Origin of the sequence: Pseudomonas linyingensis (assembly GCF_900109175.1) — a bacterium.
Taxonomy (GTDB): Bacteria; Pseudomonadota; Gammaproteobacteria; order Pseudomonadales; family Pseudomonadaceae; genus Geopseudomonas; species Geopseudomonas linyingensis.
Map to the genome: position 1 here is coordinate 1 of NZ_FNZE01000006.1, position 24638 is coordinate 24638.

21 protein-coding genes and 5 tRNA genes are annotated in these 24638 nt (G+C 67.3%); 25 read left to right on the top strand and 1 reads right to left on the bottom strand.

Features of this window, described 5'->3' with window-relative positions:
* From BMZ19_RS08720 to BMZ19_RS08755, 8 genes are all read left to right on the top strand, one after another.
* Positions 1-76, top strand: a tRNA-Ala gene (locus BMZ19_RS08720).
* A 39-nt stretch (positions 77-115) separates the two neighbouring features.
* A tRNA-Glu gene (locus tag BMZ19_RS08725) sits at positions 116-191 on the top strand.
* A gap of 246 nt (positions 192-437) precedes the next feature.
* On the top strand, positions 438-845 hold the full coding sequence (locus tag BMZ19_RS08730) for a bacteriohemerythrin (protein ID WP_090309933.1): 408 nt from the start codon (positions 438-440) through the stop codon (positions 843-845).
* Positions 846-915: 70 nt separating this feature from the next.
* Positions 916-1599 carry a 6-phosphogluconolactonase gene (locus BMZ19_RS08735; protein ID WP_170847725.1) on the top strand — a complete coding sequence of 228 codons (684 nt, stop codon included), beginning with the start codon at positions 916-918 and terminating at the stop codon, positions 1597-1599.
* Positions 1600-1726: 127 nt separating this feature from the next.
* Positions 1727-3538: a phosphogluconate dehydratase gene (edd, locus tag BMZ19_RS08740; protein WP_212633212.1), complete on the top strand. Its 1812-nt coding sequence runs from the start codon at positions 1727-1729 to the stop codon at positions 3536-3538.
* Between the two features lie 2 nt (positions 3539-3540).
* On the top strand, positions 3541-4191 hold the full coding sequence (locus BMZ19_RS08745) for a bifunctional 4-hydroxy-2-oxoglutarate aldolase/2-dehydro-3-deoxy-phosphogluconate aldolase (protein WP_090309942.1): 651 nt from the start codon (positions 3541-3543) through the stop codon (positions 4189-4191).
* On the top strand, positions 4188-4631 hold the full coding sequence (locus BMZ19_RS08750) for an acyl-CoA thioesterase (RefSeq protein ID WP_090309947.1): 444 nt from the start codon (positions 4188-4190) through the stop codon (positions 4629-4631). Before BMZ19_RS08745 ends, BMZ19_RS08750 begins: the two co-directional genes overlap by 4 nt.
* Before the next feature lie 95 nt (positions 4632-4726).
* On the top strand, positions 4727-5707 hold the full coding sequence (locus tag BMZ19_RS08755) for a tRNA dihydrouridine synthase (RefSeq protein WP_090309951.1): 981 nt from the start codon (positions 4727-4729) through the stop codon (positions 5705-5707).
* Positions 5708-5812: 105 nt separating this feature from the next.
* On the opposite strand, the gene BMZ19_RS08760 is transcribed toward BMZ19_RS08755, so the two are convergent.
* Positions 5813-6700 carry a LysR family transcriptional regulator gene (locus BMZ19_RS08760; protein ID WP_090309954.1) on the bottom strand — a complete coding sequence of 296 codons (888 nt, stop codon included), beginning with the start codon at positions 6698-6700 and terminating at the stop codon, positions 5813-5815.
* Positions 6701-6823: 123 nt separating this feature from the next.
* On the opposite strand from BMZ19_RS08760, the gene leuC reads away from it, so the two are divergent.
* The 17 genes from leuC (at position 6824) to BMZ19_RS08845 (ending at position 24310) form a co-directional block, all read left to right on the top strand.
* A complete protein-coding gene (gene leuC / locus BMZ19_RS08765) occupies positions 6824-8248 on the top strand; it encodes a 3-isopropylmalate dehydratase large subunit (protein ID WP_090309957.1) in 1425 nt (474 codons plus the stop codon).
* Between the two features lie 11 nt (positions 8249-8259).
* On the top strand, positions 8260-8907 hold the full coding sequence (leuD, locus tag BMZ19_RS08770; RefSeq protein ID WP_090309959.1) for a 3-isopropylmalate dehydratase small subunit: 648 nt from the start codon (positions 8260-8262) through the stop codon (positions 8905-8907).
* Between the two features lie 64 nt (positions 8908-8971).
* The gene (gene leuB / locus BMZ19_RS08775; protein ID WP_090309962.1) at positions 8972-10054 is read left to right on the top strand and encodes a 3-isopropylmalate dehydrogenase; all 1083 of its coding nucleotides are present in this window, start codon (positions 8972-8974) and stop codon (positions 10052-10054) included.
* Between the two features lie 60 nt (positions 10055-10114).
* Complete coding sequence (gene asd / locus BMZ19_RS08780) at positions 10115-11227, top strand: aspartate-semialdehyde dehydrogenase (protein WP_090309965.1); 1113 nt, start codon at positions 10115-10117, stop codon at positions 11225-11227.
* Between the two features lie 181 nt (positions 11228-11408).
* The gene (locus tag BMZ19_RS08785; RefSeq protein ID WP_090309970.1) at positions 11409-12401 is read left to right on the top strand and encodes an aspartate-semialdehyde dehydrogenase; all 993 of its coding nucleotides are present in this window, start codon (positions 11409-11411) and stop codon (positions 12399-12401) included.
* Between the two features lie 135 nt (positions 12402-12536).
* Positions 12537-15728 (top strand): motility hub landmark protein FimV, encoded by a 3192-nt coding sequence (locus tag BMZ19_RS08790; protein WP_090309973.1) that lies wholly within the window; start codon positions 12537-12539, stop codon positions 15726-15728.
* 2 nt (positions 15729-15730) lie between these two features.
* Positions 15731-16582, top strand: a complete 852-nt coding sequence (truA, locus tag BMZ19_RS08795) for a tRNA pseudouridine(38-40) synthase TruA (protein WP_090309976.1) — start codon at positions 15731-15733, stop codon at positions 16580-16582.
* An 86-nt stretch (positions 16583-16668) separates the two neighbouring features.
* Complete coding sequence (locus tag BMZ19_RS08800) at positions 16669-17289, top strand: phosphoribosylanthranilate isomerase (RefSeq protein ID WP_090309980.1); 621 nt, start codon at positions 16669-16671, stop codon at positions 17287-17289.
* A gap of 265 nt (positions 17290-17554) precedes the next feature.
* Positions 17555-18451 carry an acetyl-CoA carboxylase, carboxyltransferase subunit beta gene (gene accD, locus BMZ19_RS08805; RefSeq protein WP_090309983.1) on the top strand — a complete coding sequence of 299 codons (897 nt, stop codon included), beginning with the start codon at positions 17555-17557 and terminating at the stop codon, positions 18449-18451.
* Complete coding sequence (gene folC, locus BMZ19_RS08810) at positions 18448-19740, top strand: bifunctional tetrahydrofolate synthase/dihydrofolate synthase (protein ID WP_090309986.1); 1293 nt, start codon at positions 18448-18450, stop codon at positions 19738-19740. The genes accD and folC overlap by 4 nt, the downstream gene beginning before the upstream one ends.
* Positions 19741-19770: 30 nt before the next feature.
* On the top strand, positions 19771-20346 hold the full coding sequence (locus BMZ19_RS08815) for an SPOR domain-containing protein (protein ID WP_090309988.1): 576 nt from the start codon (positions 19771-19773) through the stop codon (positions 20344-20346).
* Positions 20347-20426: 80 nt separating this feature from the next.
* Entirely contained in the window at positions 20427-20954 is a 528-nt protein-coding gene (locus tag BMZ19_RS08820; RefSeq protein WP_090309991.1) for a CvpA family protein, read from the top strand.
* A 25-nt stretch (positions 20955-20979) separates the two neighbouring features.
* A complete protein-coding gene (purF, locus tag BMZ19_RS08825; RefSeq protein WP_090309993.1) occupies positions 20980-22485 on the top strand; it encodes an amidophosphoribosyltransferase in 1506 nt (501 codons plus the stop codon).
* A gap of 124 nt (positions 22486-22609) precedes the next feature.
* Positions 22610-23821, top strand: a complete 1212-nt coding sequence (locus BMZ19_RS08830) for an O-succinylhomoserine sulfhydrylase (protein ID WP_090309997.1) — start codon at positions 22610-22612, stop codon at positions 23819-23821.
* Positions 23822-23933: 112 nt separating this feature from the next.
* Positions 23934-24009: transfer RNA gene (locus tag BMZ19_RS08835), tRNA-Val, on the top strand.
* 44 nt (positions 24010-24053) lie between these two features.
* Positions 24054-24130: transfer RNA gene (locus BMZ19_RS08840), tRNA-Asp, on the top strand.
* 103 nt (positions 24131-24233) lie between these two features.
* A tRNA-Asp gene (locus BMZ19_RS08845) sits at positions 24234-24310 on the top strand.
* Positions 24311-24638 lie beyond the last annotated feature (328 nt).

Genomic DNA, 24638 nt, shown 5'->3' on the forward strand with positions numbered 1-24638 from the left:
GGGGCTATAGCTCAGCTGGGAGAGCGCTTGCATGGCATGCAAGAGGTCGACGGTTCGATCCCGTCTAGCTCCACCAATTTCCAGCGATTCGCCCGCGGATCGTACGAAGGTTTACGTCCCCTTCGTCTAGTGGCCTAGGACACCGCCCTTTCACGGCGGTAACAGGGGTTCGAGTCCCCTAGGGGACGCCAATTTTCCCGTTATGGGATCAAGAGGGTCACTCAGTATTGAGTGGCCCTTTTTGTTTTTTCCGCGATAAAACTTCCTCCGCTTCCGCAGCCTGCCGTGACGAGTCGTTGCTGACGTCGACTTGCCGTGCATCATGTTCTTGTCTGGCGTTGTCCGTATATTTCGTGTGGGATAAGCTGGCCGGCGCCGCAATGTCTGGCAGCCATTCTCATAAAAAACGATAACGAATCACGGGACGGATTGAAGACATGACTTTCATGCCATGGAGCAGTGAACTCGAAGTCGGGATCGAGCTGATCGACGAGCAGCATCGCTGGCTGGTCGACAAGACCAACGAGCTGTTCGATCGCCTGGTCAGCGACGAGCCGGACGCCGCCGAGATTGGCGAGGTGCTGGAGGGGTTGATGGACTACACCATGAATCACTTCATCGTCGAGGAGGAGATCTTCCACCGCCTCGGCTACCCGGAAACCGAGGCGCACAAGGCCCAGCACGACAAGTTCACCGCGCAGATCATGGACCTGCTGCAGCGCCACGACGCGGGCGAAATCTCCGGCAGCGAGACCCTCGATCTGCTCGCCGAGTGGCTGACCCACCACATCCTCAAGGTCGACAAGGCCTACGTCAGCTTCTTCCGCGACAACGGCGTGCACTGAGCCGGCAGGCTGTTGCGCGACGGGACGAATGCCGCATCATGGCCGGCATTCCGCCCTGTGGAGCTGTCTGATGAATTCTCCCTCCCTGTATCTGCATCCCGACCGCGACACCTGCGCCGCCGAGCTGGCGCAGGTGCTGGTCGGGCGCCTGCGTGCCGACCTGCAGGATGGCGGGCGGGCGCGCCTGCTGCTGGCGGGAGGGCAGAGCCCCGTGCCGCTGCTGGGCCGTCTGGCTGGCGAGGCACTGGACTGGTCGCGGGTCGAGCTGAGCCCCACCGACGAGCGCTGGGTGGCGGCGGACGATGTGGCCAGCAACCTGCAGCTGCTGCGCACGGCCCTGCCCCAGGCGCAGCTTCTCGATCCGCGCCTGGGGGCGACGCCGGAGGAGGCCGCGCAGGCCTGGGGCGAGCGGCTGGCCGGCTGGCTGCCGTTGACCGCGGTGCTGCTGGGCATGGGCGAGGATGGTCACATCGCCTCGCTGTTTCCGGGGATGCCCGGAATCGCGTCAGCGCTGACCGAAGACGCGTCGCCGGCGGCATTGGTCGGCGTGGCGCCGGTCGCGCCGCAGGTGCGGCTCTCCGCCAACCTGGCGCTGTTGCGGCGCAGCGGCTGGCTGGGTCTGCTGGTGTTCGGCGGCGCCAAGCGCGAGTTGCTCGAGGCGGTGCTCGCCGACCGGCCGGATACCCGCCAGCTGCCGGTGCACGCGCTGGTGCGGCAGGCCGGCAGCCGGCTGCAGGTGCACTGGGCACCCTGATTCCGCGAATGCTCAACTGTCGCACTCGGGTATTCGCGGTGCTGGTAAACTGACCGCCTTACGGGGCGGGTTCTGTTGCGCTGCGGCATGCTCGCGTTCCCACGCCTTCAGTCGAGGAGTCGCCATGCTGCACCCTGTTGTCGAGGCGGTGACCGCGCGCATCGCCGCGCGTTCCGCCGAGCGCCGCGCGCGCTACCTGGCGCGTCTGGACGAGGCCGCGGCTCGCGAGCCGCGCCGGGAGGTCGGCTGCTCCAATCTGGCCCATGCGCTCGCCGCGCAGCCGCACGATACGCAGCTGATCATGCGTCAGGGCGGCTCGCCGCATATCGCCATCGTCTCCAGCTACAACGAGATGTTGTCGGCGCACCAGCCGCTGCACGACTACCCCGAGCAGCTCAAGGCCGCGCTGGCCCGGCACGGTGCCAGCGCGCAGTTCGCTGCCGGGGTGCCGGCGATGTGCGACGGCATCACCCAGGGCATGCCCGGCATGCAGCTTTCGCTGTTCTCCCGCGACCTGATCGCCCAGGCCGCCGCCATCGGTCTGACCCACGCCGTCTTCGACGGCGGCCTGTACCTGGGCGTGTGCGACAAGATCGTCCCTGGTCTGCTGATCGGCGCGCTGCGCTTCGGCCATCTGCCTGCGGTGTTCGTGCCGGCCGGGCCGATGCCGTCCGGGCTGAGCAACAGCGAGAAAGCGGCGGTACGCCAGCGCTATGCGCGCGGCGAGGCCAGCCGCGAGGAGCTGCTCGAGGCCGAACTGGGCGCCTACCACGCGCCGGGTACCTGCACCTTCTACGGCACCGCCAACACCAACCAGCTGCTGATGGAGGCCATGGGTCTGCATGTGCCGGGCAGCGCCTTCGCGCCGCCGGAGTCGGCGCTGCGCCCGCTGCTCACCGCTGAGGCGGCGCGGCTGGTGGCGCGTAACAGTCGCCAGGGCGAGCGCTGGCTGCCGCTGGGCCGTCAGGTGGATGCGCGGGTGCTGGTCAATGCGGTGGCGGCGCTGCTGGCCAGCGGCGGCTCGACCAACCACGGTCTGCACCTGCCGGCCATCGCCCGCGCCGCCGGCTTCGAGCTGCTCTGGGAGGATTTCGCCGCGCTGTCCAAGGTGGTGCCTCTGCTGGCGCGGGTCTACCCCAACGGCAAGGCCGACGTGAACCAGTTTCAGGCCGCCGGCGGCCCGGCGTGGATCATCCGCGAACTGTTGGCCGGTGGCCTGATGCACGGCGATGTGGCGACCGTGGCCGGCGAGAGTCTGGCCGACTACGCCTGCGAACCCTGGTTGGAGAGCGATCGGCTGGTCTGGCGCGAGCTGCCGGCGCAGAGCCCGGTGCCTGACATCGTGCGGCCGCTGGCCGAACCCTTCGCGCCCGAAGGCGGGATGGTGCTGCTCGAGGGCAATCTGGGCCGTGCCCAGTTGAAGACTTCGGCGGTGGATCCGGCGCACTGGCAGGTGTGTGCGCCGGCGCGCGTCTTCGACTGCCAGGAGGCGGTGCAGGTGGCCTATCAGGCCGGCGAGCTGAGCGGCGATCTGGTGCTGGTGGTGCGCTTCCAGGGGCCGCGCGCCAATGGCATGCCCGAATTGCACAAGCTGATGCCGCTGCTGGCCAACCTGCAGGCCGCCGGCCAGCAGGTGGCGCTGGTCACCGATGGTCGCCTGTCGGGGGCTTCCGGCCAGGTGCCGGCGGCGTTGCATGTCACCCCCGAAGCGGCGGCCGGTGGTGCGCTGGCCTTGCTGCGCGATGGCGACCTGGTCGAAGTGGACGCCGTCCGTGGCGTGCTGGCGGTCGCGGTCGATGCCGACGAATGGGCGGCGCGTACGCCCGCCGAAGCGGGTCAGGCGCAGGCGGTCGGTTACGGCCTGGAATTGTTCAATCTGCAGCGGCGGCTGGCGGGACCTGCCGACCGGGGCGGTTCAATTGTGGACTGGGAGGAATGAAGATGAGTCTGACAATGGATGACGTACTGAAGCGGGCTCGCCCGGTCCTGCCGGTGTTGGTGATCGAGGATGCCGGGCTGGCGGTCGATCTGGCGCGCGCCCTGTACGCCGGCGGCATCGAGGTGCTGGAGGTGACCCTGCGCACGCCGCGGGCCCTTGAGGCGCTGGCGGCGATTCGTCGGGAGCTGCCGCAGCTGCTGGTCGGCGCCGGTACGGTGATTCATGCCGCGCAGTTCGCCGAGTCGCGCGATGCCGGTGCGCAGTTCACCGTCAGCCCCGGCTGCACCGAGCGGCTGGCCGCGGCGGCGGAGGCCGTCGGCTTGCCCTACCTGCCGGGGGCGATGACGCCTTCCGAGGTACTGTTCGCCATCGAGAAGGGCTATCGCTCGCTCAAGCTGTTCCCGGCCAACGGCGACGCCAGCGTGAAGATGCTGAAGAGCTTCAAGGAACCGTTCAACGGCATCCGCTTCTGTCCGACCGGCGGCATCACGATGGACAACCTGTCGACCTTCCTGCGCCTGCCCAATGTCGCCTGCGTCGGCGGTACCTGGGTGGCGCCGAGCAGCTTGGTGCGCGCCCGCGCCTGGGACCAGATCACCCAGCTGGCCCAGGAGGCTTGCGCGCTGTCGGCCAGCCTGGAGCGCGGTGCATGAGCTGGGAGCTGCCGGCGCCGTTCGTGCTGGAGATCGAGGTTGGCGCCGAGCACATCGACGCCCTCGGGCACGCCAACAACACGGTGTACGTCGGTTGGTTGGAGCAGTGCGCCTGGGCGCACTCGCAGTCGCTGGGCCTGTCCATCGACGACTACAGCCGGCTCGATCGGGCCATGGTGGTGGTGCGCCACGAGATCGACTACCTGGCCGCCGCCCGTCAGGGCGAGCGCCTGCAGCTGGGCACCTGGATCGTCGCCTCGGACGGCCGGCTGAGCATGCAGCGCCAGTTCCAGCTGAGGCGGCCGGCCGATGGCGCGATCCTGCTGCGCGCGCGCACCCGCTTCGCCTGCATCGAGCTGTCCAGCGGCAAGCCGCGCCGCATGCCGGCGGAATTCATCGAGCGTTACGGTCGTGCGCTGGTGGCACCGGCGGCGAAGTGATCGGCATTGCCGACGACGAGGCGAGTCTGCGGCTCGCCCGGCGCTGCACATCCCTTTAGAATCCGCGGCCCTGTCTTACTCCGAGAACTTCCCCTGTGCAGATTGCCCTGGCGCCCATGGAGGGGCTGGTCGATGAAATCCTCCGCGAGCTGCTGACCGAGGTCGGCGGCGTCGACTGGTGCGTCAGCGAGTTCGTCCGCGTCTGCGACCGCCTGCTGCCGCGCTCGAGCTTTTGCAAGCTGGCGCCGGAGCTGGACAGCGGCTGGCGCACCGCCGGCGGTACGCCAATGCGCCTGCAGCTGCTCGGCTCCGATCCGACCTGCCTGGCCGACAACGCCGCCTTCGCCGCCGGTCTGGGCGCGCCGGTGATCGATCTCAACTTCGGCTGCCCGGCCAAGACGGTGAACAAGTCGCGCGGCGGCGCGGTGCTGCTGCGCGAGCCCGAGCTGCTGCACGCCATCGCCGGCGAGGTCAGGCGCACGCTGCCGGCCGGGGTGCCGCTGACGGCGAAGATGCGTCTGGGCTACGACAGCCCGGACGGCGCGCTGGACTGCGCCCGCGCGCTGGCCGAGGGCGGTGCGTCCATGCTGGTGGTGCACGCACGCACCAAGCTCGACGGCTACAAGCCGCCGGCGCACTGGGAGTGGGTGGCGCGGGTGCAGGAAGTGGTCGACATCCCCGTCTATGCCAACGGCGAGATCTGGACGGTCGACGACTGGCGGCGCTGCCGCGAGATCAGCGGCGCGCAGAACGTCATGCTCGGCCGCGGGCTGGTCTCGCGTCCGGATCTGGCCCGGCAGATCGCCGCCGCCCAGGCTGGCCGCCAGCCCGAACCGCTGAGCTGGGCAGAGCTGCAACCGCTGTTGCAAACCTTCTGGCGCAAGGCGCGGCAGAAGCTCGCGCCGCGCTACGCGCCGGGCCGCCTCAAGCAGTGGCTGGCCATGCTGACGCGCAGCTATCCCGAGGCGCAGGCGCTGTTCGACGGCATTCGTCGCGACAACGACTGCGCGCGGCTGGACGCGCTGTTCGGGTTGCGTGCGGGGGAGCTGTCCCAGCCCGAAACCATTCCCGCGTAAGGCTGTCCTGTAGGAGGCGCGCCCTCGCGGCGATGCGGGCCGCAGGCCCGCCAGCAGGGCCAGAGCATCGCCCCGAGGTCGGGCCTCCCGCAGGGATCGGTGTGTCTACGGAGCCTGCCTCTCCATCCCCGCTCGATCCAGCAGCTGCATGAATGCCCGCGCCGCGTTGGACAGGGTGCGTTCGGTATGCACGATGTAGCCCAGCTGGCGGCTCAGCTGGATACCCTGCAGGGGCAGACGCGTCACCTGCTCGTCGAGCATGGTGCGCGGCAGCACGCTCCAGGCGATGCCGATCGACACCAGCATCTTGATGGTCTCCAGATAGTTGGTGCTCATGCTCACGTTGGGCCGCAGGCCAGCCTGCTCGAACAGGCCCTGGACGATATGGTGGGTGAAGGTGTTCTCGCCGGGGAACACCGCCGGATGGCGCGCCACTTCGGCCAGCGTCACCGGCCCGCCGTGGGCCAGCGGGTGCTCGGGGGCGGCGACGAAGTCCAGCGGGTCGTCCCACACCGGCACCGCGCGCACCGGCGCGGCGGTGTGCGGGGCGAGGGTGATCACCGCCAGCTCGGTGCGTCCGTGCAGGACGTCCTCGTAGGCCACTTCCGAATCGAGAAAGCGGATGTCCAGCGCCACCTGCGGGTGGGCGCGGGTGAACGCGCGCAACAGCGGCGGCAGGCGATGCAGGCCGATATGGTGGCTGGTGGCCAGGGTCAGCCGGCCGCCGACGTCGCCGTTGAGGTTGCTCAGCGCCCGTCGGGTGTCGTCGAGCACGTTGAGGATCTGCCAGGCGCGCGGCAGCAGGGCGCGGCCGGCTTCGGTCAGGCTGATCTCGCGGCCGATGCGGTCGAACAGGCGCACCTCCAGCTGCTGTTCGAGGGCGGCGATGCGCTTGCTCACCGCCGGCTGGGACAGGTGCAGGCGCTCGCCGGCGGCGGAAAAGCTGCCGGTTTCGGCGATGGCGATGAAAGTGGCGAGGCTGGCCAGGTCCATGTTCGGATTCCTTGGGGTTATCCAAAGCATGAAAAATATGAATTTGTGTTATCCAAGGCAAGTCCCTAGCATCGACCGCACAAGCCCTGTGGGCATACAGCAACAACCGATGAGGAGTTCCCCGTGGCCGGCAAGACGCTTTATGACAAGCTCTGGGACATGCACCTGGTCAAGCAGCGCGACGATGGGTCGGCGCTGATCTACATCGACCGGCAGATCCTGCACGAAGTGACCTCGCCGCAGGCCTTCGAAGGTCTGCGCCTGGCCGGCCGCAAGCCGTGGCGCGTCGACGCCAACATCGCCACTCCGGACCACAACGTGCCGACCACCAAGGCCGAGCGCCAGGGCGGCCTCGAGTCGATCCACGACGAGGTGTCGCGCCTGCAGGTGCAGACCCTCGACGAGAACTGCGACGACTTCGGCATCCTCGAATTCAAGATGAACGACCGCCGCCAGGGCATCGTCCACGTGGTCGGTCCGGAGCAGGGCGCCACCCTGCCGGGCATGACCGTGGTCTGCGGCGACTCGCACACCTCCACCCACGGCGCCTTCGGCGCGCTGGCCCACGGCATCGGCACCTCCGAGGTCGAGCACGTGCTGGCGACCCAGTGCCTGGTGGCCAAGAAGATGAAGAACATGCTGGTGAATGTGGAGGGCCAACTGCCCGCCGGCGTCACCGCCAAGGACATCGTGCTGGCGATCATCGGCAAGATCGGCACCGCCGGCGGCAACGGCCATGCCCTGGAGTTCGCCGGCAGCGCGATCCGCGATCTGTCGATGGAAGGCCGCATGACCATCTGCAACATGGCCATCGAAGCCGGCGCCCGCGTCGGTCTGGTCGCCGTGGACGACAAGACCATCGCCTACGTCGAAGGCCGCACCTTCGCGCCCAAGGGCGCCGACTGGAATGCCGCCGTGGCGCAGTGGCAGGGGCTGGTGTCCGACGCCGACGCCCACTTCGATACCGTGGTCGAGCTGAAGGCCGAGGACATCAAGCCGCAGGTCAGTTGGGGCACCTCGCCGGAGATGGTGCTGCCGGTCGACGCCAAGGTGCCGGACCCGGCGCAGGAAGCCGATCCGGTCAAGCGCGACTCCATCGTCCGCGCCCTCAAGTACATGGGTCTGACCGCCAACCAGCCGATCACCGACATCCAGCTGGATCGCGTGTTCATCGGCTCCTGCACCAACTCGCGCATCGAGGACCTGCGTGCCGCCGCCGTGGTGGCCAAGGGCCGCAAGGTCGCCGCCACCGTCAAGCAGGCGCTGGTGGTGCCGGGGTCGGGTCTGGTCAAGGCGCAGGCCGAGGCCGAGGGCCTGGACAAGATCTTCATCGAGGCCGGCTTCGAATGGCGCGAGCCGGGCTGCTCCATGTGCCTGGCGATGAACCCGGACCGCCTGGAGAGTGGCGAGCACTGCGCCTCCACCTCCAACCGCAACTTCGAGGGCCGCCAGGGCGCCGGTGGGCGTACCCACCTGGTCAGCCCGGCCATGGCCGCCGCGGCCGCGGTGACCGGTCACTTTGTCGATGTGCGCGAGCTGCTGAACTGAGGATCGTCTGAATGAAAGCCTTTACCCAACACACCGGCCTGGTCTGCCCACTGGATCGCGCCAACGTCGACACCGACCAGATCATTCCCAAGCAGTTCCTCAAGTCGATCAAGCGCACCGGCTTCGGCCCGAACCTGTTCGACGAGTGGCGCTACCTGGACGTCGGCCAGCCGAACCAGGACTGCTCGAACCGTCCGGTAAACCAGGACTTCGTGCTGAACTTCCCGCGCTATCAGGGCGCCAGCGTGCTGCTGGCCCGCGAGAACTTCGGCTGCGGTTCCTCCCGCGAACACGCGCCGTGGGCGCTGGAGGAGTACGGCTTCCGCACCATCATCGCGCCGAGCTACGCCGACATCTTCTTCAACAACAGCTTCAAGAACGGCCTGCTGCCGATCATCCTGCCGGAAGCGGAAGTGGACGAGCTGTTCCAGCAGTGCGAGGCCAGCGAAGGCTACCAGCTGACCGTGGACCTGGCCGCGCAGACCGTGACCCGTCCGGACGGCAAGGTGCTGTCCTTCGAGATCGATCCGTTCCGCAAGCACTGCCTGCTCAACGGTCTGGACGACATCGGCCTGACCCTGCAGGATGCCGAGGCGATCAAGGCGTTCGAAGCCAGGCACCAGCAGAGCAGCCCCTGGCTGTTCGGCGCGATCAAGTAACCCTCTTTTCCGGCGGGAGCGGGCGGGGCTCGCTGCCGCGGTTCGACATTTACAAGGACATGCAATGAGCAAGCAGATTCTGGTGTTCCCGGGTGATGGTATCGGTCCGGAAATCGTCGCCGAAGCGGTCAAGGTGCTGGAGCTGGCCAACGAGAAGTACCAGCTGGGCTTCGAGCTGAGCTACGACGAGCTGGGCGGCGCGGCCTACGAGAAGTACGGCACTCCGCTGGCCGACGAGACCCTGGAGCGCGCCCGCGCCGCCGACGCCATCCTGCTCGGCGCCGTCGGCGGTCCGCAGTGGGACAACCTCGACCGTCCGCTGCGTCCGGAAATGGGCCTGCTGAAGATCCGTTCGCAGCTGGGCCTGTTCGGCAACCTGCGCCCGGCGCTGCTCTACCCGCAACTGGCCGGCGCCTCCAGCCTCAAGCCCGAGATCGTCGCGGGCCTGGACATCCTCATCGTCCGCGAGCTGACTGGCGGCATCTACTTCGGCAGCCCGCGCGAAAGCCGCGTGCTGGAGAACGGCGAGCGCATGGCGTTCGACACCCTGCCGTACAGCGAGAGCGAGATCCGCCGCATCGCCAAGGTCGGCTTCGACATGGCCCGCCTGCGCGGCAAGAAGCTGTGCTCGGTGGACAAGGCCAACGTGCTGGAGTCCAGCCGCCTGTGGCGCGCCGTGGTCGAGGAAGTGGCCAAGGACTACCCGGACGTCGAGCTGTCGCACATGTACGTCGACAACGCCGCGATGCAGCTGGTGCGCGCGCCCAAGCAGTTCGACGTGATGGTCACCGACAACATGTTCGGCGACATCCTCTCCGACGAGGCCTCGATGCTCACCGGCTCGATCGGCATGCTGCCGTCGGCCTCGCTGGACGCCAACAACAAGGGCATGTACGAGCCGTGCCACGGCTCCGCCCCGGACATCGCCGGCAAGGGTATCGCCAACCCGCTGGCCACCATCCTCTCGGTGTCGATGATGCTGCGCTACAGCTTCGGCCAGGTCGAAGCCGCCGATGCCATCGAGCGTGCGGTCGGCAACGTGCTGGACCAAGGCCTGCGCACCGGCGACATCTGGTCGGAAGGCTGCCAGAAGGTCGGTACCCGCGAGATGGGCGATGCGGTAGTCGCCGCACTGCGTAATCTGTAAGCTGTTCGGGCGCCACCCCGCCGAGGGTGGCCCCACTTTTTCGAAAAAGGTGTAGTTGCGATGAAGCGTGTAGGTCTGATCGGTTGGCGCGGTATGGTGGGTTCCGTGCTCATGCAGCGAATGCTGGAAGAGCGCGATTTCGACCTCATCGAGCCGGTGTTCTTCACCACCTCCAACGTGGGCGGCCAGGGTCCGGCCATCGGCAAGGACATTGCCCCGCTGAAGGATGCCTACAGCATCGACGAACTGAAGACCCTGGACGTGATCCTGACCTGCCAGGGTGGCGACTACACCAGCGAAGTATTCCCCAAGCTGCGCGAAGCGGGCTGGCAGGGCTACTGGATCGACGCGGCTTCCAGCCTGCGCATGGCCGATGACTCGGTGATCGTCCTCGATCCGGTCAACCGCAAGGTCATCGACCAGTCGCTGGACAATGGCGGCAAGAACTACATTGGCGGCAACTGCACCGTCAGCCTGATGCTGATGGCGCTCGGCGGCCTGTACGAAGCCGGTCTGGTCGAGTGGATGAGCGCCATGACCTATCAGGCGGCCTCCGGAGCCGGCGCGCAGAACATGCGCGAGCTGATCAAGCAGATGGGCGCGATCAACGCCGCGGTGGCCGATGACCTGGCCAATCCGGCCAGCGCCATCCTCGACATCGACCGCAAGGTCGCCGAGACCCAGCGCAGTGCCGAGTTCCCGGTGGACAACTTCGGCGTGCCGCTGGCCGGCAGCCTGATCCCGTGGATCGACAAGGAGCTGCCCAACGGCCAGAGCCGCGAGGAGTGGAAGGCGCAGGCCGAGACCAACAAGATCCTCGGTCGCAACAAGAGCCCGATCCCGGTGGACGGCATCTGCGTGCGCATCGGCGCCATGCGCTGCCACAGCCAGGCGCTGACCATCAAGCTGAACAAGGACGTGCCGCTGGCCGACATCGAAGGCCTGATCAGCCAGCACAACCCGTGGGTCAAGCTGGTGCCGAACCAGCGCGAGATCAGCATGCGCGAGCTGAGCCCGACCGCGGTGACCGGCACTCTCAGTGTCCCGGTCGGCCGTCTGCGCAAGCTCAACATGGGCTCGCAGTACCTCGGCGCCTTCACCGTCGGTGACCAGCTGCTGTGGGGGGCGGCCGAACCGCTGCGCCGCATGCTGCGTATCCTGCTGGAGCGCTGAGTGGCAGGCGCGCCCTGCGCCTCAGCTGCCTCGAAGATCAGACCCGCTGCGGCGGGTCTGCTCGTTCATGGGGGCTCGGTCCGGCCGGCCGCGGCTCCACTGATCCGTTCGTCGGCCGGCGGACTACCCAAGTGCCGGTCCGCTCGCTACAGTTCGCGCCTATTTCGCAGGAGGCCGCTTCATGAGCAAGACTTTCGATATCGCCGTCATCGGTGCCACCGGGCTGATTGGCGAGACGCTGCTGATGGTCCTCGACGAGCGCGAGTTTCCGGTCGGCAACCTGTTCCCACTGTCGGCTGGCGAAGCCGGCAGCCAGGTGGCGGCCTTCGGCGAGCGCAACCTGCGGGTGCGCGACGTGGAGACCTTCGACTTTGCCACGGTTGCCCTGGTGTTCCTGCTCGAACCGCTGGCGCCGATCCAGCTGGCGCGCATCGAGTCCGCCGGCTGTGCGCTGGTCGATCTGACCGGTTCGTTGTCGGCACAGCAGGCGCCGTGCGTGGTGGCCGGAGTCAATTCGCCGGCGGCCGCCGGTCGCTGGCTGCGCAGCCCGCTGCCCGCGGTGGTGGCGCTGGCCAGCGTGCTCGGCGCCTTGCGCCAGGTGCTTGGTCTGCAGCGGGTCACCGTCACCGCCTGCCTGGCGGTGTCCAGTCGCGGCCGCGATGGCATCGAAGAGCTGGCGCGGCAGACTGCCCAGTTGCTCAACGCCCGGCCGGTGGAGCCGCAGCTGTTCGATCGCCAGATCGCCTTCAACCTGCTGGCGCGGGCCAGTGCCGAGATGCCCGACGGGCATGCCCGTGACGAGCGCCGCCTGGCCGCCGAGCTGGGTGAGGTGCTGGCGGCTCCGCAGCTGCCGGTGGCCGTCACCTGCGTGCAGGCGCCGGTATTCTTCGGCGACAGCCTGGCGGTCAGTCTGCTCTGTGACGAGCCGGTCGATCTGCCGGTGATCCGCCACTGCCTGGACGATGCCGCCGAGCTGGAACTGGTCGAGCAGGGCGACTATCCCACCGCGGTCGGCGACGCCCTGGGGCAGGATCTGGTGTATGTCGGCCGGGTCCGCCCGGGTCTGCAGGACCCACGCGAACTCAATTTGTGGATTGCATCAGATAACGTGCGAAAAGGTTCGGCACTCAATGCCGTACAGCTGGCCGAGTTGTTGCTTAAACACACCCTGTAAAAGATACTGCCCCGACATTTTTTCGGCTTTGTCCATCCTGGCTGCGCATATTCGGGGGCTGCTGCATGACAGCGGCAGATGCCAGTCATGCCACCGACTCGCTCGCCGAGACAGAAGAAACGAAGGATTAACGCTATGGTTCGGGTTCGCAAACTGGTGCTAGCAATCGCCGCCGCTTCGGCGCTGACCTCCGGCATGGCGCATGCGCTGGGGTTGGGAGAAATATCGCTGAAGTCAGCCCTGAACCAGCCGCTGGATGCGGAAATCGAGTTGCTCGAGGTGCGCGATCTCGGTGGCAACGAGGTGCTGCCCTCGCTGGCGGCCGTCGAAGAGTTCAACAAGGTCGGCGTCGACCGTCCGTACTTTCTCACCGACCTGAAGTTCACCCCGATGCTCAAGCCCAACGGCAAGAGCGTGATTCGCGTCACCTCCAGCAAGCCGGTGCGCGAGCCCTACCTGAACTTCCTGATCGAGGTGCTGTGGCCCAACGGCCGTCTGCTGCGCGAGTACACCGTGCTGCTCGACCCGCCGCTGTATTCGCCGCAGACCGTGGTCGCCGCGACCCCGCGCCTGCCGCAGGCCGCTCCGCTGGCGCCGCGCGTCAGTGCCCCGGCACCGGTCAGTCGTCCGCAGCCGAGCGTAGCGGAACCCGCCGCACCTGCGCCGGTAGCGAGCAGTGCGCCGTCGCGGCTGGAAGGCGACCAGTATCGTGTCGGGCGTGACGACACGCTCTGGGAGATCGCCGAGCGTGCCCGCCCGAGCGGTGCGCTGTCGGTGCACCAGACCATGCTGGCGATCCAGGATCTCAACCCCGAGGCCTTCCTCGGCGGCAACATCAATCGCATGAAGAGCGGCCAGGTGCTGCGCCTGCCGAGCGAACAGCAGATCCGCAGTCGCAGTCAGGCGGATGCCCTGGCTCAGGTGGCGGCGCAGAACAGCGCCTGGCGCGAAGGTCGTGCAGTGCAGCCGGTTGCCTCCGCTGCCCGCCAGCTGGACGCCACCCGTCGCAGCGAAGCCGGCAATGCCCCGGCCCAGGCACCGGCCGAAGACAACCTGCGCCTCGTCTCGGCAGCCAGCGGCAAGTCCACCAGCGGCAGCGACAGCGGCGCAGCGGCTGATAGCCAGGGGCTGGCCGACAAGCTGGCGCTCAACCAGGAGAGTCTGGCGACCTCGCAGCGCGAGAACCAGGAGCTCAAAGAGCGTCTGGGCGACCTGCAGAGCCAGCTGGACAAGCTGCAGCGCCTGATCGAACTGAAGAACGAACAACTGGCCAAGCTGCAGGGTGGCCTGGCCGCCGATGCCGCCGATGCCGCCGCGCCGGCTGCTGCTGACAGCGCTCCGGCCACCATGGCCGAGCCGACGCCGGTCGCTCCGGCGGCTGTCCAGCCTGTTGGCGAGGCCGCGGTCGAGGCTCCGCTCGAGAGCGAGCCGCAGGCCGAGACCGTGGATGCCGCTGCGGCAACACCCGCACCAGCGGCTGAGCCGGCTGCCGAGGCAGCGACCCCGGTGGTCGCCGAGAGCAAGCCCGCCCCGGTCGTTGAGGCGCCCAAGCCGGCTGCGGTCAAGCCTGTTGCCCAGCCGGTAGCTCCGGCTCCGGTGTATGAGCCGAGCCTCGTAGACGAAGTGCTGGCCAACCCGCTGCTGCTGGCGGCCGGTGGTGGTGCCCTTGCCTTGCTGGCCGGACTTGGCCTGCTGGCCGGTTCGCGTCGCAAGGCGCGCAAGCAGGCCGAGGAGGAAGCCCAGCTGTTCCAGGAAGTGGGTGAGCTGCCTGGGGCGAGCGCTGTCACGTCGGCTGCCGACCAATTGCTCGAGACGGGGCTGTCGGCCAAAAGCCCGACTGCTCCCGGGGGTGCGCCGCTGGCGAGCGCCGACCCGCTGGGCGAAGCCGAGATGTACAGCACCTATGGTCGCTTTACCCAGGCTGCCGAGATTCTGAGCAATGCGGTGAACGAGGAGCCGCAGCGCGCCGACCTGCGCCTGAAGCTGATGGAGGTCTATGCCGAGATGGGCGACCGTGAAGGCTTCGTCCGTCAGGAGACCGAGCTCGGCGAAATCGGCGGTGCCCAGCCGCAGATCGACCAGCTGCGCGCCCGCTATCCGCAGATTCTGGCCAGCGGCGCGGCCATTGCCGGCGGCGCCGCACTGGCCGCGACCGTTGATGGTCTGGATGTCGAGGTGGATGAGCCGCAAGTACTGTCGGGGGCAGTGGCCAGCCAGCAGCAGGCGGACGACGAATTTTCCTTCGATGACCTGTCGCTCGACGATCTTTCCCTCGATGCGGCGCCGGGTGAGACGTCCGCGCCGGCAGCCGAGCTGAATGACGGTTTTGACCTGAGCCTCGACGATCTGGAAGCCGAACTTGAGCGCGAGTTGGCGGCCAATTCGGGCAGTGCCGCCGAGCAGCCGCTGGAACTCGATGAGCTGACCCTCGATGGCTTGGAGGGTGAGCTGGCCGGTGATCTCGCCAGCTTCGAACTGACGGTAGCCGAGCCTGCCGCGGTTGCCGCGGCGGATACCGCAGCGGCCGGTGATGATCTGGCTTTCGACCTGGATCTGGCGGCGCTGGAGCTGCCGGCCACCGCGCAGCCGATGAGCGGCGAAGACGATTTCGACTTTGCGCTGGACGAGCCGCTGTCGACAGCGGCGGCTGCGCCGGGCGGCGTTGAGCAGAGTGACGAGGATCTGTTCGCCGAGCTGGACCAGCTGAGCCTGGGCGAACCGCTGCAGGAAACTGCCAGTGCCGGTGTGCAGTCTGACGACGCGCTGATGGCCGAGCTGGATCAGCTGGTGCTGGACACCCCGGTGGCGACTGCGCCGGCGGCGGCTGACGAGACCGATGACTTCCTCCTCGACCTGGCCGATCTGGAGCTGGACGAGCCGGTAGCCGCGCCGCTTGCCGACGTCCAGGCCGAGCCTGCGATGGCTGCACTGCCGGAGCTGGATGAGCTGGAACTGGAGCTGCAGGCGTTGAGCGGGACGGACGCCGAGCAGGATCTGGATGCTGCCTTCGACGAGTTCCTCGCCCAGAGCGGACTCTCCACTGAGGGCGCGGTCGACGCACTGGCTGCCGCTCCTGTGGCTGAGGCGCAGGCCGAGCTGCCGGCGCTCGACGATCTGGTCATCGAGCCGGCCCCGGCCCTGACCGGTGAGGAGGACTTCAACTTCCTCGCCGACACCGACGAGACGGCCACCAAGCTGGATCTGGCGCGTGCCTATATCGACATGGGCGATGCCGACGGTGCTCGCGATATTCTTGACGAGGTGCTCAAGGAGGGCAGCGCCAGCCAGCAGCAGGAAGCACGCGAGATGATGGGTCGCATTGCCTGAAAATGACGTTTGAACTTGCAGTGCCTGCGGCAGCCGAAGTGGCTGCCGCAGGCGTTTCCAGAATCGCCCTTGGCGTCGAGTACAAGGGTGCCCGTTATCGTGGCTGGCAGCGCCAGGAGCCTGGCGTACCAACGGTGCAGGAAGTGCTCGAGAATGCGCTGTCCAAGGTGGCGGCCGAGCCGGTGTCGCTGCTCTGTGCCGGGCGTACCGATGCCTCGGTGCATGCCAGTGGCCAGGTGGTGCATTTCGATACCACCGCCGAACGTCCGCTCAAGGCCTGGGTAATGGGGGCCAACGCCAACCTCCCGGGCGACATCAGCGTGACTTGGGCGCAGCCGATGCCGGCGCACTTCCATGCGCGTTTTTCCGCCAAGGCGCGGCGCTATCGCTATGTGATCTACAACGACCCGATCCGTCCGGCGCATCTGGCCGAGGAGGTCACCTGGAATCACCGTCCGCTGGACGCTGGGCGCATGCGTGAAGCGGCGCAGGCGCTGGTAGGCACCCATGATTTCAGCTCGTTCCGCGCCCTGAAGTGCCAGGCCAAGTCGCCGATCAAGACCCTGCATCACCTGCGGGTGATCGAGCAGGGGTGCTTCATCGTGCTGGATATTCGCGCCAATGCCTTTCTGCATCACATGGTGCGCAACATCGCCGGTGTGCTGATGACCATCGGTGCCGGCGAGCGCGAACCGCAGTGGGTGGCGGAAATCCTCGCCGCCCGTGATCGGCGCAGTGGCGGGGTCACCGCACACCCCTATGGTCTGTACCTGATCGAGGTCGAGTACCCGGACGAATTCTCGTTGCCACGGCGCTATCTGGGCCCGCATTTCCTGTCGGCGCTGGGCGACTGATGCGCAGTGCGTACCGGATGGCGGCTGGCTGACGGCTCGCCGGGCATTTGTTACCATCGCGACTTTGTCCGCAAGGGAGCTGTCCGTTGCCAGTCGTTCGCAGCAAGATCTGCGGGATTACCCGTATCGAGGATGCCCTGCTGGCTGCCGATGCCGGTGCCGATGCCATCGGCCTGGTGTTCTACGCCAGGAGTCCGCGCGCGGTCGAGGTGCAGCAGGCGCGCGCGATCATCGCCGCGCTGCCGCCCTTCGTCACCACGGTCGGCCTGTTCGTCAATGCCTCGCGCGACGAGCTGAACGAGATCCTCGAGGCGGTGCCGCTGGATCTGCTGCAGTTTCACGGCGACGAGACGGCAGACGATTGCGCCGGCTACCACCGGCCGTACATCAAGGCTCTGCGCGTGCGTCCCGGCGAGGACATCAAGGCGCGTTGCGCCGAGTTCCCGCAGGCGGCGGGCATCCTGCTGGATACCTTCGTTCCTGGCGTGCCGGGTGGCACCGGCGAGACCTTCGACTGGTCGCTGGTGCCGGAAAATCCCGGCTGCCCAATCATCCTCGCCGGTGGGTTGACAGCGGAGAATGTCGCTGCGGCGATCCGCCAGGTGCGCCCCTGGGCCGTGGATGTCAGTGGCGGGGTGGAGGCGAGCAAGGGCGTCAAGGATGCCGCGAAGGTGCGCGCTTTCGTCGCGGCGGTGCGCGCCGGCTGAGCCCGCTCATGTGACGGTGGCCGTCGCGCCGCCGTCCATTAGCCTGAGGTTGCCGGCGAAGCGTGGGCTTGGCCGGTGAAAGTTTATCGCGTGACGGCGCCGTGGCGACCGCACGCACCATGGTCGCGAGTGGCGCGGAGCACGTCGTGCCGGCAGCGAAGTCTGTCGGGCGAGTCGCACCGGACTGCGGCCCAATCGTGAATCTGCTCTGGGAACTGCGCGGCGCACCTGTTGCGCGCCAGTCCGGGCCTACGGAGAACACTGCATGAGCAACTGGCTGGTAGACAAACTGATCCCCTCGATCATGCGTTCCGAGGTGAAGAAAAGTACGGTGCCCGAGGGGCTCTGGCACAAGTGCCCGTCCTGCGACACGGTGCTGTACCGTCCCGAGCTGGAAAAGACCCTGGATGTCTGCCCCAAGTGCGATCACCACATGCGCATCAACGCGCGCACGCGCCTGGACTTCTTCCTCGATGCCGAAGGTCGCGAGGAAATCGCTGCCGATCTGGAGCCGGTGGATCGCCTCAAGTTCCGTGACAGCAAGAAGTACAAGGACCGTCTGACCGCGGCGCAGAAGGACACCGGCGAGAAGGATGCGCTGATCGCCATGAGCGGTACCCTGCAGGGCCTGGCGGTGGTCGCCTGTGCCTTCGAGTTCTCCTTCATGGGTGGCTCCATGGGCGCCATCGTCGGTGAGCGCTTCGTACGCGCGGCCAACGTCGCCCTGGAAAAGCGCTGCCCGCTGATCTGCTTCTCCGCCTCCGGCGGCGCGCGCATGCAGGAAGCGCTGATCTCCCTGATGCAGATGGCCAAGACCTCGGCGGTGATCGCCCGTCTGCGCGAAGAGGGGATTCCCTACGTTTCCGTGCTGACCGATCCGGTGTATGGCGGCGTGTCGGCCAGTCTGGCCATGCTCGGTGACGTCAATGTCGCCGAGCCGAAGGCGCTGATCGGCTTCGCCGGCCCGCGGGTGATCGAGCAGACCGTACGCGAGAAGCTGCCGGAAGGCTTCCAGCGCAGCGAGTTCCTCCTCGCGCACGGCGCCATCGACATGATCATCCATCGTGCCGAGCTGCGTCCGCGCCTGGCGCGCCTGCTGGCCCAGCTGACTCACCAGGCGACGCCGGCCGCTGCCCTGGCCGTCGAACCGCTCAGCGCATGACTCGCAGCCTCGCCGACTGGCTGAGCTACCTCGAGCAGCTGCATCCCGTGTCGATCGACATGGGCCTGGAGCGTGCCCGTCTGGTGCTTGAGCGCCTCGGTCTCGGCCGACCGGCGCCGCGAGTGATCACCGTCACCGGCACCAACGGCAAGGGCTCGACCTGCGCCTTCCTCGCCAGCCTGCTGCGTGCCAGCGGGCTGCGTGTCGGTGTGTACAGTTCGCCGCATCTGCTGCGCTACAACGAGCGGGTGCAGCTGCCGGACGGCGAGGCCAGCGACGTCGCCCTGTGCGAGGCCTTTGCCGCGGTCGAGGCAGCGCGGGGCGAAACGTCGCTGACCTATTTCGAGATGGGCACCCTGGCGGCCTTCTGGCTGTTCGAGCGCGCGGCGCTGGATGCCGTGGTGCTCGAGGTCGGCCTTGGCGGCCGTCTCGATGCGGTCAACCTGGTGGATGCCGACCTGGCGGTGGTGACCAGCATCGGCGTCGATCACGTCGAGTGGCTGGGCGACAGTCGCGACAGCGTGGCGGTGGAAAAGGCCGGGATCTTCCGCGCCGGCAAGCCGGTGCTGTGCGGCGATCTCGATCCGCCGCCGGTGCTGCTGGAGCGCGCACGCCAGCTGGGTTGTCCGCTGCGCCTGCGCGGGCGCGATTTCGATCTGGCCTTTGGCGAGCAACTCTGGCACTGGCGTGGCGTGGACGCCGTCGGTCAGCCGCTGGAGTTCACCGATCTACCGCTGCTCGACCTGCCGATGGAGAACGCGGCGCTGGCCTTGCAGGCCTTCGTCCTGCTCGGTTTGCCCTGGCAGGCTCCGGCGTTGGTCGCGGCGCTGCAGCGGACTCGCATCGCCGGGCGGCTGGATCGTCGCCAGCGATCCTGGCAGGGCCGTACACTGAACCTGCTCCTGGATGTCGGTCACAACCCGCATGCCGCGCAGTACCTGGCCCGGCGGCTGGCCGAGCGTCCGCCGCGTGGGCGGCGGTTGGCGGTATTCGGCTTGCTGGGCGACAAGGATCTGCCGGGCGTGATCGAGCCGTTGCTCGGCGTGGTGGCGCAGTGGGCGGTGGCGCCTCTGCCGACCCCGCGCAGTCGCAGCACCGAGGAGTTGCAGGCTGCCCTGCAGGCGCGGGGGGCCAGTGCGAGTGGCTGGTCGTCGGTAGCCGCGGCGCTGGATGCGCTGGCGGGGCAGGCGAGCGAAGCTGACGAGATTCTGGTGTTCGGCTCGTTCTACACTGTGGCCGAGGCCTTGCACTGGCTGGAGCAGATCGATCAGCCTGCCCGTGGTGCGTAGACCATTCCAGGGATAAGGGAGAAGCAGTCGATGGCTTTGCTGGATCGAAGACTCAAGCAGCGGATGGTCGGGGCTGCCGTACTGGTCGCACTGGGGGTGGTGTTCCTGCCGATGCTGTTCAATCGCGAGGACGAGCAGCGCCGGGTACGTGTCGATGCGCCGCCCATGCCGCCAGCGCCGCAGGTGACGGTGGCGACGCCGGAGCCGGTGCTGGTGCCCGAGCCGCAGGCTGAGCCCACTCCGACGGTGTCCGATGAGCCACCGCCCAGCCCGCCGGTCGAGCCGGTAGCGGCAGCCCAGTCGGTGCCGCAGCAGACTGTCGCTCCAGTCGAATCGCAGGCGCCGAGTCGCCTGGATGCCGATGGTGTGCCGGTCAGTTGGACGGTGCAGCTGGCCAGCCTGTCCAATCGTGCGCGCGCCGAGGAGCTGCAGCGCAAGCTGCGCAGCCAGAGGCTCGACGCCTATGTGCGTACGGTGGACGGCATGCACCGGGTGTTCGTCGGCCCGCTGCTCGAGCGCGCCGATGCCGACCGGGTGCGTGAGCAGGTCGCCCGCCAGCACAAACTCAGCCCGATCGTCGTGCGCTTCCAGCCCGAGCGTCGCTGAGCGCAATCGCGGCTGACTCGCAGGGCTGGGCTCTGTTAGAATTCGCGCTCTATTTCCGCTTTTCGGCAGTGAGCAGCATTGTGGCATTCACCTGGGTCGACTGGTCCATCATTGTGCTGATCGCCGTTTCCGGGCTGGTCAGCCTGACCCGCGGATTCGTCAAGGAAGCCCTGTCGCTGCTGGTCTGGGTCGTTGCCGGCGCGGTGGCCTGGTTGTATGGCGGGGCGCTGGCCGGTTATCTCGCGCCCTACATCGAGCTGCCGTCGGCACGGGTGATCGCGGCCTGCGCAATCCTGTTCGTGCTGACCCTGATGGTCGGCGCGCTGCTGACCCACCTGCTCGGTGCGCTGGTGCAGGCCACCGGGCTGACCGGCACCGATCGTTTGCTGGGCATGGTCTTCGGTCTGGCCCGCGGCGCCCTGCTGGTGGTGATCGGGGTGGGGCTGCTCAGCCTGGCACCGGTGCAGCAGGATCCCTGGTGGCAACAGTCGGTGCTGCTGCCCGATTTTCTGATGATTGCCGACTGGTCGAAGAATCTGGTTCTCGGGTTCTTCCAGCAGTCGACCAATGCCGGCGGCCTTCCGGGTCGCGTGGCCTTTCCGCTTTAGCCTGACTTTCTAGGGGTTGCGTCACATGTGTGGCATCGTTGGTATTGTGGGTAAGTCGAACGTCAACCAGGCGCTCTACGACGCCCTTACGGTTCTTCAGCACCGCGGCCAGGACGCTGCCGGCATCGTGACCAGCCATGGCAGTCGCCTGTTCCTGCGCAAGGACAACGGCCTGGTGCGCGATGTGTTCCACACGCGGCACATGCAGCGCCTGATCGGCAATATCGGCATCGGCCATGTGCGCTATCCGACCGCCGGCAGCTCCAGCTCGGCCGAGGCGCAGCCGTTCTACGTCAACTCGCCCTACGGCATCACCCTGGCGCACAATGGCAACCTGACCAACGTCGAGCAGCTGTCGCGCGAGATCTACGAATCCGATCTGCGCCACGTCAACACCAACTCCGACTCGGAAGTGCTGCTCAACGTGTTCGCCCACGAGCTGGCCGTGCGCGGCAAGCTGCAGCCGACCGCCGACGACATCTTCGCCGCGGTCTCCGGCGTGCATCAGCGCTGCCGCGGCGGCTATGCAGTGGTGGCGATGGTTACCGGCTACGGCATCGTTGGCTTCCGCGATCCCCACGGCATCCGGCCGATCGTGTTCGGCCAGCGTCACACCGACGAGGGCGTCGAGTACATGATCGCCTCGGAAAGCGTGGCGCTGGACGTGCTCGGCTTCACCCTGATCCGCGACCTGGCGCCGGGCGAGGCGGTGTACATCACCCCCGAAGGCCAGTTGCAGACCCGCCAGTGTGCAGAGAACCCGCAGCTGTCGCCGTGCATCTTCGAGCACGTCTACCTGGCGCGTCCGGACTCGATCATGGACGGCGTGTCGGTGTACAAGGCGCGTCTGCGCATGGGCGAGAAGCTGGCCGAGAAGATCCTCCGCGAGCGTCCCGACCACGACATCGACGTGGTCATCCCGATTCCCGACACCAGCCGCACCTCCGCGCTGGAGCTGGCCAACAAGCTGGGCGTGAAGTTCCGCGAAGGCTTCGTCAAGAACCGCTACATCGGCCGCACCTTCATCATGCCGGGCCAGGCGGCGCGCAAGAAGTCGGTGCGCCAGAAGCTCAACGCCATCGACCTGGAGTTCCGCGGCAAGAACGTGATGCTGGTGGACGACTCCATCGTGCGCGGCACCACCTGCAAGCAGATCATCCAGATGGCTCGCGAGGCGGGCGCGAAGAATGTCTACTTCTGCTCCGCGGCGCCGGCGGTACGCTACCCGAACGTCTACGGCATCGACATGCCGAGCGCCCACGAGCTGATCGCCCATGGTCGCAGCACCGAAGAAGTGGCCGAGCTGATCGGCACCGACTGGCTGGTCTACCAGGATCTCGACGATCTGAAGGAAGCGGTTGGCGGCGGCAAGATCAAGATCGACCAGTTCGACAGCGCGGTGTTCGATGGCCAGTACGTCACCGGTGACGTCAACGAGGCCTACCTGGATCGCATCGAGCAGGCGCGCAACGACCTGGCCAAGGCCGGGCAGGGCGTGTCCAACGACATCATCGATCTGCACAACAACTGAGTGACGCGCGACAGCGCCCGGCAGCGAGCCGGGCGCTGCCTGTGCGCCAAACTGGCGGCAGCTGCAGACAGTCTGAGCCCGAGGCCGATCCCTGCTGCGCTGCTGCGCTGAGGAGAGGCTGAAAATGGCGCAAGAATGGCAGGCCGGAAGGCTCGACAGTGATCTGGATGGCGTGGGTTTCGATACCCTGGCGGTGCGCGCCGGGCAGCATCGCAGCCCCGAAGGCGAGCACGGCGAGGGATTGTTCCTGACCTCCAGCTACGTGTTCCGCAGTGCGGCCGATGCGGCTGCCCGCTTTGCCGGCGAGGTGCCGGGCAACGTCTATTCCCGCTACACCAACCCCACCGTACGCACCTTCGAGGAGCGCATCGCTGCGCTGGAAGGCGCCGAGCAGGCGGTCGCCACCGCTTCCGGCATGGCCGCCATCATGGCCGCGGTGATGAGCCTGTGCGGTGCCGGCGACCACGTGCTGGTCTCGCGCAGCGTATTCGGCGCCACCGTGACCCTGTTCGAGAAGTACTTCAAGCGCTTCGGCGTCGAGGTCGACTACGTCCCGCTGGCCGATCCGGCCGGCTGGCAGGCCGCCTGCAAGCCCAACACCAAGCTGTTCTTCATCGAATCGCCGTCCAATCCGCTGGCCGAGTTGGTGGACATCGCCGAGCTGGCCGCCGTCGCCCACGCCAACGGCGCGTTGCTGGCGGTGGACAACTGCTTCTGCACCCCGGCACTGCAGCAGCCGCTGGCTCTGGGCGCCGACATCGTCATCCACTCGGCGACCAAGTACATCGACGGTCAGGGGCGTTGCCTGGGCGGCGTGGTGGCCGGGCGCAGCGCGCAGATGAGCGAAGTGGTCGGCTTCCTGCGCACCGCAGGACCCACCCTCAGTCCGTTCAACGCCTGGGTGTTCCTCAAGGGGCTGGAAACCCTGCGCCTGCGCATGCGCGCCCACTGTGCCAATGCCCAGGGGCTGGCCGAGTGGCTGGAACAGCAGCCGGGAGTCGAGCGCGTCTACTACGCCGGCCTGCCCAGCCATCCGCAGCACGCGCTGGCCAAGCGTCAGCAGAAGGGCTTCGGCGCCGTGCTCGGCTTCGAGGTCAAGGGCGGCAAGGAAGCGGCCTGGCGGGTCATCGACGCCACGCGGATGATCTCGATCACCGCCAACCTCGGTGACACCAAGACCACCATCACCCATCCGGCGACCACCACCCACGGGCGCCTGTCGCCGGAAGCCCGTGCCCAGGCCGGCATCAGCGACAGCCTGATCCGCCTCGCCGTCGGTCTCGAGGAGTTCGACGACCTCAAGACCGACCTGGCCCTGGGGCTGGCGGCACTGTAACGGAGCTGCGGGGCGGGGGCGGACAGGAAACCCGGGAAATGAAAAAAATCCTTACGGGCTGTTGACTTAGCGTCGATGCATGCGTAAAGTTCGCCCCCGTTGCAACGTGAAAGGGTGATTAGCTCAGCTGGGAGAGCATCTGCCTTACAAGCAGAGGGTCGGCGGTTCGATCCCGTCATCACCCACCAACCTTGCAATGAATAGATGTATCGGACGCAAGTCCGGCCGACGCGCAGCGGTAGTTCAGTCGGTTAGAATACCGGCCTGTCACGCCGGGGGTCGCGGGTTCGAGTCCCGTCCGCTGCGCCATATTTTCCGCATCTGCTTCTCGGGCAGGTGCGAGATCGACGAATCAAGCAGTCGGCGATCAGAAGGGTTGTAAAGTTGTACCGGACGCAAGTCCAACCGACGCGCAGCGGTAGTTCAGTCGGTTAGAATACCGGCCTGTCACGCCGGGGGTCGCGGGTTCGAGTCCCGTCCGCTGCGCCATATACGAAAAGCCCTCTGGCAGTCATGCCAGAGGGCTTTTTACTTTCTGCAACATTCATTTTTTCGTCATCCGCGATCTCTAGCCTGATACTCGTAGTCGAATCATCGAGCACACCATCAGACAAGAAGAGAGACCGTTATGGATGATTATCAGGAAGAGCTGCTGGAGCTGCAGGCCGCCGAACGCGACCTGCCAGAACCTGCGGATGACGCCACCGAGCTGTAACCCCGCGTCGCTGTACCCCCCTCTGTCGCTAGCCGCCCGCTCGCCACGCCTGTCGTCGAGTGCTGGCGGAGCCGTGCGCAAAGATATCGGCCCCAGCGCCAG

Excerpts from the sequence above, each read along its gene's own strand:
- leuD (WP_090309959.1), top strand. The coding sequence starts at position 8,260 with ATGAAAGCCTTTACCCAACACACCGGCCTGGTCTGCCCACTGGATCGC.
- BMZ19_RS08760 (WP_090309954.1), bottom strand. The coding sequence starts at position 6,700 with ATGGACCTGGCCAGCCTCGCCACTTTCATCGCCATCGCCGAAACCGGC.
- folC (WP_090309986.1), top strand. The coding sequence starts at position 18,448 with ATGACTCGCAGCCTCGCCGACTGGCTGAGCTACCTCGAGCAGCTGCAT.
- purF (WP_090309993.1), top strand. The coding sequence starts at position 20,980 with ATGTGTGGCATCGTTGGTATTGTGGGTAAGTCGAACGTCAACCAGGCG.
- truA (WP_090309976.1), top strand. The coding sequence starts at position 15,731 with ATGACGTTTGAACTTGCAGTGCCTGCGGCAGCCGAAGTGGCTGCCGCA.
- BMZ19_RS08815 (WP_090309988.1), top strand. The coding sequence starts at position 19,771 with ATGGCTTTGCTGGATCGAAGACTCAAGCAGCGGATGGTCGGGGCTGCC.
- accD (WP_090309983.1), top strand. The coding sequence starts at position 17,555 with ATGAGCAACTGGCTGGTAGACAAACTGATCCCCTCGATCATGCGTTCC.
- BMZ19_RS08785 (WP_090309970.1), top strand. The coding sequence starts at position 11,409 with ATGAGCAAGACTTTCGATATCGCCGTCATCGGTGCCACCGGGCTGATT.
- asd (WP_090309965.1), top strand. The coding sequence starts at position 10,115 with ATGAAGCGTGTAGGTCTGATCGGTTGGCGCGGTATGGTGGGTTCCGTG.
- BMZ19_RS08790 (WP_090309973.1), top strand. The coding sequence starts at position 12,537 with ATGGTTCGGGTTCGCAAACTGGTGCTAGCAATCGCCGCCGCTTCGGCG.
- BMZ19_RS08735 (WP_170847725.1), top strand. The coding sequence starts at position 916 with ATGAATTCTCCCTCCCTGTATCTGCATCCCGACCGCGACACCTGCGCC.
- BMZ19_RS08745 (WP_090309942.1), top strand. The coding sequence starts at position 3,541 with ATGAGTCTGACAATGGATGACGTACTGAAGCGGGCTCGCCCGGTCCTG.
- BMZ19_RS08830 (WP_090309997.1), top strand. The coding sequence starts at position 22,610 with ATGGCGCAAGAATGGCAGGCCGGAAGGCTCGACAGTGATCTGGATGGC.
- BMZ19_RS08730 (WP_090309933.1), top strand. The coding sequence starts at position 438 with ATGACTTTCATGCCATGGAGCAGTGAACTCGAAGTCGGGATCGAGCTG.
- BMZ19_RS08750 (WP_090309947.1), top strand. The coding sequence starts at position 4,188 with ATGAGCTGGGAGCTGCCGGCGCCGTTCGTGCTGGAGATCGAGGTTGGC.
- leuB (WP_090309962.1), top strand. The coding sequence starts at position 8,972 with ATGAGCAAGCAGATTCTGGTGTTCCCGGGTGATGGTATCGGTCCGGAA.